The organism is Rheinheimera maricola (assembly GCF_016918075.2).
GTDB lineage: Bacteria > Pseudomonadota > Gammaproteobacteria > Enterobacterales > Alteromonadaceae > Alishewanella > Alishewanella maricola_A.
Genome location: NZ_JAERPS020000001.1, coordinates 501,449 through 513,435, shown reverse-complemented (window position 1 = coordinate 513,435; position 11,987 = coordinate 501,449). Strand labels below are relative to the sequence as shown.

Below are 11,987 nucleotides of genomic sequence, written 5' to 3'. Positions count from 1 at the left end.
TTCCCATTCACATCAATGTAAACCTAATTGATAATTATTTTTATTTGATTAGTGTTCTTTACCTTCGCCAGATAATTAGCATTAGTTGCCAGGTGCTAAGCCCGCTCACTTATATCCGACGCTATTTCACATCTGTTTCACGGCATAGTGGTTACGCTTCAAAGCCTAAACCATTGAAGAGGTAACCCCATGCCGCTATCTGCTTTAAGTACCATTGCGCTGACTCATGTTAGCCAAACATTCCGTCACCTTGAGCATCAGGTGCAGTTGTTTCAAAAGCTGAGCCTGAGTATTGAACAAGGCCAGTCTTATGCCATTACCGGCCCGTCGGGCTCGGGTAAATCCAGCTTATTAATGCTGATGGCCGGCCTGGAGCAACCAACCACCGGCCAGGTTGCTTACCTGCAGCAGGGGCGCAGCCTACCCCTGACACAACTGCGGCAGGACATTGGTTTTATCTTTCAGCAGTTTCATTTATTGCCCGAGCTAACGGCGCTGCACAATGTGGCCCTGCCACTTAAATTGCGCGGCGAACAAGGCGCCGAGGCCAAAGCTAAAGCCTGGCTGGAAAAAGTCGGCCTGGGCCACAGGCTCAACCATAAGCCACAGCAACTCAGTGGCGGTGAGCAGCAGCGGGTCGCCATTGCCCGAGCTTTAGTATTTCAACCTAAGTTTATTTTTGCCGATGAGCCCACCGGCAATCTCGATAGCAAAAGTGCTGTAGACGTGGCCGACCTGCTGTTTGCTTGCTGCCAGCAAAACGGTGCAGCTTTAGTTATGGTAACCCATAGTCCGCAACTGGCGGCGCGGGCGCAGCAGGTGTTTGCCTTTAACAATGGCAATTGTGCTTTGCTTGAAAAAGCGCAGTTGGAGGTGCAAAGTGTCTGCTAATCATCCAATTCGAAATAGCCTACAACTGGCCTGGCATTTTTATCAGCAGCAAAAGCACCATAGCAGCCAACGCGTGCTGCGCTGGGTGCAAGGCATTCTGCTGGTATTTATTGTTACGCTAAGCCAAACCAGCGCCAGCATTCAGGCTTATCTGAGCCATAATTTAGCCAACCTGCTGGGCGCCGATCTGGTGCTGAGCCAACCGCTTGCGCTTTCTGCCAGCCAACAAGCCGAACTGGCGGCAATGTCTCAGCAGATTGTGCTCAGCCAAAGCTTAACCACTACCCTGACGCATAATGGCCAATGGCAACGGGCAACACTAAAAGCTGTCGCAGAAGATTACCCCTTACAAGGTGAATTACGCACTGCAACGTCTCAGGGCGGGCAAGATAGTGTCAGCACTCAAGGGCCAGCTGTGGGTGAAATCTGGCTAGACTCGCGCTTACTCGCTGCATTAGGGCTGCGCATTGGTGAGTCGCTTAGTATTGGCAGTCACCGCCTTCAGGTATCGCGCATATTGCTGCATGAGCCAGACCGGCTGATGGAAGGTCATAACGTGGAAATGCGCGCCCTGCTCCACCGTCAGGATTTGCAGCAGTTTCGCGCTACCGACGATATTATTCAGCATCGCTATTTATTTGCCGCTAATACTTCGCAAATCGCTACTATTTTACAGTGGCAAAAAGCCCATTTGCCCGCCGCGCAAGTGCACCATAAACACGGCGCCCACCCGTTGGCTTTGTTTTGGCAGCGCACAGAGAACTTTATTGGCTTAGCGTCGATATTGTTATTTTTTATGGCGGCCATTGCCATGCAGCAGCTTACCCGGGCGCAACTGCAGCAACAGCAGTTTTTCAGCGCGGTGTGTTTAAGCCTGGGGGCGGCGAAAAAGACGGTGCTGCGCATTTCTATGCTGCAGTGGCTGTTCGGCTTACTGTGGTTATTACCCCAGGTTTTGGCGATTTCTGCGCTGTGTCACTGGTTATTATTGCAATGGCTACAGGCACAAGCGTTTGTGCAGCCAGGGGTAGCCGGCAGTTTTGCCAATCTGGCGTGGCAGCCAGACATTGTGCTGGCAGTAAAAACTATTGTTGCCAGTGCGTCGATTTTTTTTGTACTCAACTTTCCGCTGTGGTTGGCCCTGTGGCAATGCTCGGTGCGGCAGTTAATTCAGCAACAGCAGCGCAGTATCAGTAACGCTGTATTGTTTGGTTGCGCAACACTGGTACTGGCCGGGGTAGCGGCACATTACTCGGATAATGGCCTGCTTACCACCATGCTGCTGGGCTCAATGCTGGCAAGTATAGCGCTGCTGTTAGTGCTTAGCTGGTTGGCACTGTCGCTGGGCGAAAAACTCAGCCAGCCGTTTTCCGGTTTGCTGCCGTTTGCCCTTTATATGATGAAGCAGCGTTTAATAAGCAAAACGACGCAAATTTTAGGCATAGGGTTAGCCGCGTTTTTGTTGCTGTTTACTTTAATGCTACTAAAAGATTTGGGCGACAATATGGCGGCTCATCAGCGAACGCATGATGGCAACGTGTTGGTATCGCAGGCAAGTTCGGCACAAATGGCCGATATTCAGCTATGGGCGGCGCAGCACGCAATTACACTACGCCAGCATAAGCCGTTTATGTACGCCCAGCTTACCCATATTAACGGCGGCCAGCTGGCGGATGTGATGCAAAAACCCAGCGACAGTCTGGCAACCTTAAGTCGCCCGGTGCGCCTACATTGGAGCGAAGCCTTACCGGGTAATAACCGGCTGGTTAGCGGCCAATGGTGGCACAGCGCAGATACCAACTGGCAGCAGCTGTCGGTGGAGCAAGAAGTCATGACCGACCTGGGCCTGCAGCTGGGCGACCGGTTAGGGCTGGTTATTGCAGAGCAATATGTTGAGTTCAGCATTGCGGCTACGCATGCCTACCAAAGCGGTGCCGGCGCTATTACCTTCTGGCTGCAAATGCCACCTGGGGCGCTGTTGCATATTGAGGCGCCACAGTACAATATGGCCAGCCTGGAGCTGCAGCCAGAGCAGTTTTCCTTACTGAGCCAGCTTTGGCAGCAACACCCGTCGCTGCGCATGGTATCACTACAAGAACTGACCCAACGCTTTGACAGTAGCCTAGCCATGGTAACGCAACTGATCAGCGGTTTCGCGGGGCTAATTATCCTTCTTGCAGGTGTCGTAATGGTGTCTTCAGTGCATGCTGTAGAAACCAAAGAGCAGAAAAAGAACAGCATTATTCTCAGTTTCGGCCTGTCAAAACGAACCTGCCTGCAACTGAATATCATCGAGTGGCTGGTAACCGGCACTATTGCCGCCTGTGGTGCCATTGTTGCCACCTGGCTGGCTGGTTTTCTGATTTATCAATCGCAGTTCTCCTTACCCTACCACCCTGACATTGGCTGGTTACTGGGCACCCTGACCGTTATTTTGTCGCTGGTTACAGGGCTGGGTGTTGTACTGAGTAAAAACAGTTTGTCCGGCTCAGTGCGCCAGTTACTGGCGGAATAAGCCGCTGGATTTTTCACATCCGTTTCACAGCCGCTTTGCCATGCTGGCGGCGCAACCCCATTATAAAGGAGCCGTAAAATGAAACCGCTGAAGATTTTGATCCTGATTTTAATCACCCTGCTTGGCATGCTTGGTACTCCATCAACCTTTGCCGGCGCGCCCGACAGCAAACGTATTGTTATGGTGCTAAGTGGCTATGGCCAGCCAGAGCAACGAGCGCCGGGCTATGAGTTTGACGAATTTGCCAAAGCCTATCTGGTATTTCAGGCCCATGGTATTGCGGTAGATATTGCCAGCCCGCAAGGCGGCAACGTAGTAGCAGATAAATACGATGCGGCCAAAGCTTATAATCAACAAGTACTAAGCAACGCGGCCATTATGGCAAAGTTAAACCAAACTCTGAGTACGGCTCAGCTTAAGGCGGCCGACTACAACGCTATTTTTATTGTTGGCGGCAAAGGCGCCATGTTCGACTTACCCAAAGACACTGCCCTGCAGCAATTGATTGCCGATATTTATCAGCAGCAAGGCGCAGTGGCCGCGGTATGTCATGGCCCGGCGGCGCTGGTTAACGTTAAATTAACCGACGGCAGCTTTCTGGTTGCCAATAAAGCAGTAAATGGCTTTACCAATGAAGAAGAGCGCTTATTTGGCAAGAAGTGGCTGGCCGAGTTTGATTTTATGCTGCAAGACAAACTGACTGAACGCGGCGGCCGCTTTGAACACAGCCCGATGATGCTAAGCCATGTGGCAGTGGATAACCGCCTGATCACCGGACAAAACCCGGCCTCAACCGTAGCAACAGCCGTGGCGTTGGTCACATCAATGGGCATTACACCGCTGCCGATGATGCCATATCAAGATGATGCTACGCTGGCACTGGTAGCTGAGCTTTTGAACGGCAACATTACTGCACAGCAGGTATTATCAGCCGATGCCGCGCAGTATCAGCTTGAATTGCTGGGCATGTACGGGTATTACTACCTTAATACTGCCAGTACCGCCCAGGCATGGCAGCATGCGCTAACACTAATGCAAACGGGCCAAAGCTCCATTAACAACCCAGCACTGGATATGGCCATTGCAAAAACCCAGCTTAAACTAAATGATAAGGCCGCAGCACGGGCAACACTGCAGCAAATTTTGGCCGCAACGCCCGAGCATGCCGCGGCAACAGAGTTGTTAGCGACTTTTTAGCCTTAACCTGTATTGGAATGGATTAAGTGATGAACAAGCCCGCTGCGCTGCAGCTATTGCTGATTGAAGATGAGCTAAGCATTGCAAAAAACATTGCCAGCTATATGGAGCAAAAAGGCCATATTTTTGATTATGCCAGTAATGGTAAGCAGGGGCTGGCGTTAGCGCTGCAACAATATTACGACCTGATTATTTTAGATTTAAACCTGCCGGGCATGGACGGCCTGCAGGTTTGCCAGCAAATAAGACAACAGGCAGACCGGCACATTCCGCTGTTAATGCTCACCGCCCGCGACAGCATTAATGACAAGTTGGCGGGCTTTACAGTTGGCACCGACGATTATCTGACCAAACCGTTCTCACTGCAGGAGCTGGAAGTGCGTTGCCTGGCGCTGTGCCGCCGCCATCTGTTACAACAGCAGCACATTATAACCCTGGGGCCGTTAGTACTGGATAAACAACGCAGAATCGCCAAACGCGATGGTCAGCCGCTGGCGCTTAACGCCATGGGCTATAACATTTTGCTGCGTCTGGCCGAGGCCTACCCGCAAGTGGTCAGCCGCAGTGAACTCAGTCAGCATTTGTGGCGCGATGAGCCGACCGAATCTGATGCGCTGCGCTCGCATATTTATCAGCTACGCAACGTGCTGGATAAGCCATTTGCTTACCCGTTGTTAAAAACCGTATTTGGCGTCGGCTTTACGCTGGAGATAACACCACAATGACCGCAAAAACCGCCAACAACAGCGCAAAGTTTCACAGTTTAAGCCGGCGCATCGTGTTGCAGTTCTGTGTATTCACCCTGGTGATTTCTGCCGTTTACGGCCTTATTTCTTTTACTCTGATGTACACGCTGGAAGATAGCTTTATCGAACAACAGCTGCAGCAGGAAGCAGCATACCTTAGCGCTCAGCAGCAGAATAGCGGCCAGTGGTCACAGCCGGCACGCAGCAATATGCAATTGTATTTTAGCCGCGACACCCTGCCTGACGACGTACGTAGCAGAGCACTCTCCGAGCCAGCGCGTAAAGAGTTTTATGCAGCAGAGGGCCGGCATTATCACTTGTATACCGTTAGCGCACAGCCTGAGGTGTTGCTGCTGGCCGAGGTAAGCCAGCAGTTATTGGTAAGGCCTATTCGTGGCGGCGTGCTGCAATTTCTGATTATCAGCGCGCTGATTATCACTACCCTTGCCTGCCTTATTGCCTGGTTTGTCAGCCGCAAAACCACCCGACCGCTGAAACAGCTGGCGGCATTGGTTGATAATGTTGCCCCAGAGCAGCTGTCGCAGCATTTTTCTAAACCATTTTCCAGCGAGTTTGCCAGCCAGTTCGCCAATGACGAAGTGGGTATTTTAGCGCGTACACTGGAACATAGCCTAAGCGGCATTGCCCGCGCGCTGAAACGCGAAAAAAGCTTTACCGCCGATGTCAGCCACGAGCTGCGCACCCCGCTGGCTGTGATAAAAAATGCGGCAGAGCTATGGCAAAGCCAACAAGCTGGCGGTCAACAGCCAGCACCTCCGCGGGCAGAGCCTGACAGCGATAAGCAGCTAATGGCGCGCATTTATGATGCTGCGGTGCAAATGGAAAAAACCGTGCAAACCCTGCTTATTTTGGCCAGAGCAGAGCATACCGCAGACAAAAATAGCAACACTGAATTAATGCCGCTGCTCGAGCGGGCCATTCTAGACAACAGCCTGTTGCTACAAGGAAAGCCGGTTACCGTAGAGTTGTGTGACAGTTGCCAGGTGAGCATTAACGCTAATGCCGACATGCTAAAAGTGTTATTGGATAATTTGCTCAGTAACGCCTTTAAATACACACAATCTGGCGAGGTAAGTATTACCTTTAGCAATAACTGCCTGCTGATCCGCGATACCGGCCCGGGCATAGCGGCCGACATTTACCCGCATATCACCGAGCCGGGGGTAAAAGGCCGGCACAGCACCGGCTTTGGCTTTGGCTTAGCCATCGTCAAACGATTGTGTGAACATCAGGGCTGGCAGATGAGCGTTAGCAGTGGCCAGGTCAGTGACGACAAAGGCACCACGGTCAAGGTGCAGTTTAGTCAGTAGCGCGGCCATCGCCGACATAGCGATAATCCGAGAAGGTGTCGTTTGAGCTTTCATCAATCTTAGTAAAAAAGGCAAAAGTACCTTTCATCCTCAGCTGCTGCTGTTGTGGCAGTACTGCGCTGTCTATTTTAGTAAAACGCAGCGTCAGGCTAAACTCGGTAATATCGGCACTAAACAGCGGCGAAAAATTCGCGCTGTTACTAATTTCAATAGTATCGATATAGCGCTGTGTTTTATCAAAGCGCAGCGTGCCCTGCAGTTTTTTGCTGACATCGCCACCGAGCTGGCTGAGATACACCCCAAAGCTGGCCTGCAGATACTGCGGGTCTTCAAACGTCAGCTGCAAGCTATTTAGTTGAATAAGCTCACTTAGCTTAACCGAGAAATTCTGCTGCCCGGCTGCTTTAGATTGCTGCTGTTTTGCCACGGCAAACTTTCGCAGTTGTTTCTTATCCGGTTGCTGGCCGTTAATACTTAATAACTGCCATTGTTCGGCTGGCGCTTTTGTCGGCTCAAACAGCTCGACACTGCTGCTGATAACACCCTCTTCGTTTTCATAGCGGCTAATTCGATATGCCCAGTCCCGCCGCGATCGTTGCTCAAACTGGCTTATCGCGCCGGCAATAGTGCTTTGCAAATCTGCCGCTGCAGTAGGCTGCATATTCAGCGCAGGCTGCTCTAAACTACTGGTATCTGCTGCCGGCAAGGGCGTCGCAAAGCCAAATGCGATGCAAAGCAGCAACCGTGAGTATTTTTTCGCCATAAGATGCCTTGTTAATAGATAAAACAGGCAGCAAACATAACGCAAGGGTTGTGAAACCGGCGTGAAATCAACACGGTAACGTTTGGCGTTACCAGGGCGTTAAATAATCCAGCGTATTTACCATGTCGAATTTGGGGCTGCGCTCAATAAAATCGCCCAGGCTGTAGTTGTATCCCAGGTGATGGTCGATTCCGTACACTTTTTACACACCACTTAATCTGGCGATATCAAAGCCCAGCATACTTAGTTCGCCATAGCGGGTGTCCAACTGCCCGGGGATAGTTTTTATTGGTATAGGCCAGATGCTGAAAAGAACACTAACATAGCCGTTTGTCCGTTTTTTTGCTGATTGTTATGTTTGATAAACATATTTTAAATTTACTATGATTGCCGAAACAAAAACCATGCAGGCGAAACCTCTAAAGATCATTCTCAAACGCCTATAGATGTGCTCATTGTTTCTCTTGTCATAGTGATCAACAATTTCTAGTAGGAAGTAAAACGCACCTAGACTAAATGCAAGCATTGCAACGTAAGTCGCGACTCCATACAAGGTTACTTCTGCTCTTCTGCCAAGCGGTAGATAGAGCTCTTCATTCAAAATCCCGTAACTACCTAATAAAATTAATAATACTGCTAGTGCAAGATTCGCTAACCGCGCACCTAGCGAAATCTTGTTTGGAACATAATCTTTATCTGGAGTTGTTTTTTTAAACACTATAGTGCCTATGTTCAAACATAATACCCGCCAAACACGCGAGCAACTTGCATTAAGCCGAGTGTCGCAGGCCGGTTGTGCTAACGTTTGTTAGGCTCACTTACCATAACTCTTTTACTAACGATATTTTTCCTTCAGTAAAACCGAATAGAATGAGCAATGGCTTTTTCTGTTGCCAAGTTCCGTCTTTCTGTACCATTCCGTGGGAGTATTCAACTGCCACATGATTTTTCCCTAGAATTGCTTGTAAAACTCGCTGTTCATTTTCATTACTGTTTTGATAAGCACCACGTTCCAGGTTTCGAACAAAAGCTTTACGCCATGACTCTTTGTCAAACCTAGCTTCATATTCAACGTGGATATATTTGACATCAGCATGCATCAAGGACAAAAAATATTCGATATCTTTGATGCTCGAACCTCTGAGGCTGACTTTATCTAGGGCTTTGAAATAACTGTAGATTTGGTCCATTTGACAGTTGGAGTCACAATTATCTGCAAGGGCTTTATTTGAAAAACACAGCCATGTTACTAGTAAAAAAAATGGATAAATAGACTTCATTACGTTTCCTTGTTAAATATGCCGAACGCCCGGCTTTGGGACAGACTTGTAGCCACAAAGCGGCAAAAAGGCGAGTCCAGCGGCCCCATGCCGCAATGTTTGAGGCGCTTCTTATACACCATTAAGTTTCCAAGGTAGCTGTAAATAAATTCCTGCCAGGACAATAAACATAATGACTGACATTCTCTGTAAAAAGGGAAAACCTAGTTCAGATCCATCAATAAACCAAGCCAAGAAATAGTATGCAATCACAAACACTGTGGTGGCAAAAGCAAACAGCACAGAACAAAGAAATTTGTTCAAGGGAGACACCTTTAACTCTGTATATGTCGCTGTCGAGAGAACAACAAGTGGCATGGCAGCTAACAGATAAACCAATATCATCAAGTTTGAATAGTCATCCTCTTTGATCGAATCGACAATGATAAATAACCCAATCGCAGGCATAACAAGACTTAAGAATTTTAAAGTAGCTTTGATATTTTGTTGAAATGTAATCTTAAATTTCAATTTTACTTCCATCGTATATAACGCTCAAAGCAGCCGCGCGCTGTTATGCGTTGTCTGCCTTTGTTTGTTAGCGACTCTATACATTTGATAAGCAGCAACGCCATACCAAACCAGAGTAATTGCCACCCAAACTCTTTGAGTTATGCCTTTATATTCCACAGGCATAAAACCGTAGTTAAAGAACCAGAAAAACATTATATGGACCAATGTAACTAAAATGGAAAAGTCTTGAAATTTCTTTGATGTATAGAAGTCTCGCATTTCTAGTGCGAACACCACAGGTACAACTATTAAGATGTTTGTTAACCCGTAAATATCATGCAAGGGGCTATTCAGGATAAAGATCCCTGCAAAGATCCAAGTCATTCCGAATGAAAACATTGTCACAAAAGTGAACTTTGCCTTTGCAGTTGAAAAGCACACCAAAGCAAACAAGCACATGGACAGACCTATTAAAATGTCAGCCAATCGATGGGAGTATGCAAAAAATTCTGCTTCCAGCGCCAACTCACTAATATGTTGAGATGCAACGCTATAGCCAGACACAAATAACCCAATGAATATATTGTAAAAAGCGAATACTGGAATGAGCATCGCTTGTTTTATCGCCAACAAATTACTTTTGATCATCGGTTACTCCGAGCTTTCAAAGGTCGCTAACACTTACTCGGCTGGTCGCCCCGTAGTTAAACACCGGTTAAGCTGCCTTTGTAAATTTAATGTGCAGAACATTACACCGCTTCGTTAAAACTTACAACGACTTACAGGTGCACTTGATGTTGCAGGATGCGACAAATACGGCTTGAGCCGGCTAACTTAAATCGCAGGCGTTCAGATGTTAACGCGATTACTTCAACTGCTGCTTTAGCAACTCGACTACCGGCGCAAAAGCGGCCAGATTGTTGTCATGTAATGCGATTAGCGCTTCATGTGCGCGCAAAATCATCTGGCCCTGTTGCAGCTCGCTGTATGGCTGTGCACTAATGCCTGCCATGTCCGGCGTTTGTTTGGTTGGTTTTTGCACAATATCAAACGCCTGATCCAGACAAAGACCAAACAATAACTCGTTAACTTCGGTATGGGTAGAAAACAAAGTTGGCCGGGGCAATTGCTGTTGCTGACAATAGCGCGCTAAACTGGCCAGCAGGCCGATGTAGGTGCTGTCCATAAAGCTGACGGCGTTTAAATCGACAACCACTTGTTTACACTGCAACTGCCGGGAAAATAAACGTTCTACCAGGTCATCCATGCCTGTCGCATTTGTGTAACGTAGCTCACCGCTAAGCTTGAAATAACAGCAGTTATCAATACAAGCGAACAGAATTTGCTCTTGTTGCGTCATAGCAACCTCGTTCATTGTCTGCGCGACAGCGTGGCCGCTGCGCTACGGATATATTAGTGTCGTGCCAGGCTGAGTATAGTTAAATCATCTGGTAATGGTGCGGTTGGATCTATCCTTAACGCCTGCAGCAACGCCGCTATGTCATGATGTTGTTGGCTGAATTGCTGCAAATGCTGCAGTTTTTGTTCAGTAGCCGGTTGTGGCAACATATCTAAAATACCATCAGAAAATAACAATAAGCGACTATCGTGTTGTAGTAGCAGGGTTTTATTAGCGTAAGTGGCAAAATCAAACATGCCAACCGGGGTGCTTTTTAATGCAATAAAATCAGCGCTTTGCGCCTGCACTAACAACGGCCAGGGAAAAGCGCCTGCGTTGGCGTAGCATATTTCACCGTTTTGGGTATTCAGCACAGCATAAAACAACGCAATGTATTTGCCTATTTTTTCCTGGAGTAATTCCGTATTCAGTGCCTGAAGTAGCGCTGCCGGATCAGTTAGCATACCTGAGCTGCCGCGGCGGTAGCGCTCCAGGTTGGCGCTGATAAAGCGCTTTAGGTATACGGTAACAAAAGCCGATGCCACCCCATGCCCCGACACATCGGCAATATAAAACACCACATTGTGCTCGTCGGCAGCAAAGTAGTCGACAAAGTCGCCACTCATAAATTCAGATGGATACAAGGCATGGCTAAACTGAAAACCCGCCCAGCTCAACTGCTGTGGCGGCAACATTTTAAACTGCAACTGCTTGCCGGCACGTTCACCGGCTTCCAGCTCTGCCAAGGTTTGCTGTAACTGCTGATTACTGGCTTCAAGCTGCGCGGTTCTGGCCTGCACCTGCTGTTCTAAATTGTCATTTAAACTGGCTAACTGCTCAATAGCCAAAAAAGCCCGCATTGCCGATACCACGGTTGTGGTAAGCCGCTGTACTGTTAACTCCGTTTTAGCGCGATAGTCGTTAATATCATAATCCTGCACTATGCGCTGCTCGGGGGCTTGCCCTGGCTGACCGGTACGTAAAATAATGCGCACCAGGTTGTTGCCCAGGGTTTCGCGAATATAACGAACTAAGGTTAACCCGGCGTCATCCGTTTCCATCACCACATCGAGCAGAATTAAGGCAATATCTTGGTTTTGTTGCAAAATACCTCTGGCCTCGGCCGCGCTGTATGCACTGATAAAATTGAGCCTGTGCTGCTGAAAATTAAAATCACGCAGCGCCAGCTTAGTGATCTGATGGATCTCGGCATCATCATCAACTATCAGCACTGTCCAGCAGGCTTGAGGGGTATCGTCAACGTCGATATCTGCGGCAAAGACCAGAAAACCATCATCCGGATCATTGTGCTGTTGGCCATCAGAGTCCTGAGGCATAAGGTATTCCTTTGTAGAGCAGTCAACCACTGCGGC

General features: G+C 48.6%; 12 protein-coding genes. 5 read left to right on the top strand and 7 right to left on the bottom strand.

The annotated features are described in order from the left end of the window. Positions 1 to 189: 189 nt before the first annotated feature. The 5 genes from I4W93_RS02360 to I4W93_RS02340 all read left to right on the top strand — a co-directional run bounded on the left by I4W93_RS02360 (position 190) and on the right by I4W93_RS02340 (position 6,680). Positions 190 to 891 (top strand): ABC transporter ATP-binding protein, encoded by a 702-nt coding sequence (locus I4W93_RS02360; protein ID WP_205310034.1) that lies wholly within the window; start codon positions 190 to 192, stop codon positions 889 to 891. Further along, positions 881 to 3,406 carry an ABC transporter permease gene (locus I4W93_RS02355; protein WP_205310035.1) on the top strand — a complete coding sequence of 842 codons (2,526 nt, stop codon included), beginning with the start codon at positions 881 to 883 and terminating at the stop codon, positions 3,404 to 3,406. Before I4W93_RS02360 ends, I4W93_RS02355 begins: the two co-directional genes overlap by 11 nt. 78 nt (positions 3,407 to 3,484) lie before the next feature. Beyond that, the gene (locus I4W93_RS02350; protein WP_205310036.1) at positions 3,485 to 4,603 is read left to right on the top strand and encodes a type 1 glutamine amidotransferase domain-containing protein; all 1,119 of its coding nucleotides are present in this window, start codon (positions 3,485 to 3,487) and stop codon (positions 4,601 to 4,603) included. A gap of 29 nt (positions 4,604 to 4,632) precedes the next feature. Further along, positions 4,633 to 5,328: a response regulator transcription factor gene (locus tag I4W93_RS02345; RefSeq protein WP_205310037.1), complete on the top strand. Its 696-nt coding sequence runs from the start codon at positions 4,633 to 4,635 to the stop codon at positions 5,326 to 5,328. Then, entirely contained in the window at positions 5,325 to 6,680 is a 1,356-nt protein-coding gene (locus I4W93_RS02340; protein ID WP_205310038.1) for a sensor histidine kinase, read from the top strand. The genes I4W93_RS02345 and I4W93_RS02340 overlap by 4 nt, the downstream gene beginning before the upstream one ends. Here the strand turns inward: I4W93_RS02340 and I4W93_RS02335 are convergent. From I4W93_RS02335 to I4W93_RS02305, 7 genes are all read right to left on the bottom strand, one after another. Continuing rightward, positions 6,670 to 7,443: a hypothetical protein gene (locus tag I4W93_RS02335; protein ID WP_205310039.1), complete on the bottom strand. Its 774-nt coding sequence runs from the start codon at positions 7,441 to 7,443 to the stop codon at positions 6,670 to 6,672. The two genes, I4W93_RS02340 and I4W93_RS02335, sit on opposite strands and share 11 nt — an antisense overlap. Positions 7,444 to 7,795: 352 nt before the next feature. After that, positions 7,796 to 8,161, bottom strand: coding sequence for a hypothetical protein (locus I4W93_RS02330; protein WP_205310040.1), 366 nt, complete (start codon positions 8,159 to 8,161; stop codon positions 7,796 to 7,798). Positions 8,162 to 8,261: 100 nt separating this feature from the next. Beyond that, positions 8,262 to 8,723, bottom strand: coding sequence for a hypothetical protein (locus I4W93_RS02325; protein WP_205310041.1), 462 nt, complete (start codon positions 8,721 to 8,723; stop codon positions 8,262 to 8,264). 111 nt (positions 8,724 to 8,834) lie between these two features. Next, positions 8,835 to 9,233: a hypothetical protein gene (locus I4W93_RS02320; RefSeq protein WP_205310042.1), complete on the bottom strand. Its 399-nt coding sequence runs from the start codon at positions 9,231 to 9,233 to the stop codon at positions 8,835 to 8,837. A gap of 24 nt (positions 9,234 to 9,257) precedes the next feature. After that, a complete protein-coding gene (locus tag I4W93_RS02315) occupies positions 9,258 to 9,863 on the bottom strand; it encodes a DUF998 domain-containing protein (RefSeq protein ID WP_205310043.1) in 606 nt (201 codons plus the stop codon). Positions 9,864 to 10,080: 217 nt separating this feature from the next. Next, positions 10,081 to 10,575 (bottom strand): STAS domain-containing protein, encoded by a 495-nt coding sequence (locus I4W93_RS02310; RefSeq protein ID WP_205310044.1) that lies wholly within the window; start codon positions 10,573 to 10,575, stop codon positions 10,081 to 10,083. Between the two features lie 53 nt (positions 10,576 to 10,628). Further along, positions 10,629 to 11,951, bottom strand: a complete 1,323-nt coding sequence (locus I4W93_RS02305) for a SpoIIE family protein phosphatase (protein WP_205310045.1) — start codon at positions 11,949 to 11,951, stop codon at positions 10,629 to 10,631. Positions 11,952 to 11,987 lie beyond the last annotated feature (36 nt).

Bases quoted from the DNA above. Each gene is read 5' to 3' on its own strand.
- I4W93_RS02325 (WP_205310041.1), bottom strand. From the start codon at position 8,723: ATGAAGTCTATTTATCCATTTTTTTTACTAGTAACATGGCTGTGTTTT.
- I4W93_RS02340 (WP_205310038.1), top strand. From the start codon at position 5,325: ATGACCGCAAAAACCGCCAACAACAGCGCAAAGTTTCACAGTTTAAGC.
- I4W93_RS02310 (WP_205310044.1), bottom strand. From the start codon at position 10,575: ATGACGCAACAAGAGCAAATTCTGTTCGCTTGTATTGATAACTGCTGT.
- I4W93_RS02350 (WP_205310036.1), top strand. From the start codon at position 3,485: ATGAAACCGCTGAAGATTTTGATCCTGATTTTAATCACCCTGCTTGGC.
- I4W93_RS02305 (WP_205310045.1), bottom strand. From the start codon at position 11,951: ATGCCTCAGGACTCTGATGGCCAACAGCACAATGATCCGGATGATGGT.
- I4W93_RS02345 (WP_205310037.1), top strand. From the start codon at position 4,633: ATGAACAAGCCCGCTGCGCTGCAGCTATTGCTGATTGAAGATGAGCTA.
- I4W93_RS02335 (WP_205310039.1), bottom strand. From the start codon at position 7,443: ATGGCGAAAAAATACTCACGGTTGCTGCTTTGCATCGCATTTGGCTTT.
- I4W93_RS02315 (WP_205310043.1), bottom strand. From the start codon at position 9,863: ATGATCAAAAGTAATTTGTTGGCGATAAAACAAGCGATGCTCATTCCA.
- I4W93_RS02360 (WP_205310034.1), top strand. From the start codon at position 190: ATGCCGCTATCTGCTTTAAGTACCATTGCGCTGACTCATGTTAGCCAA.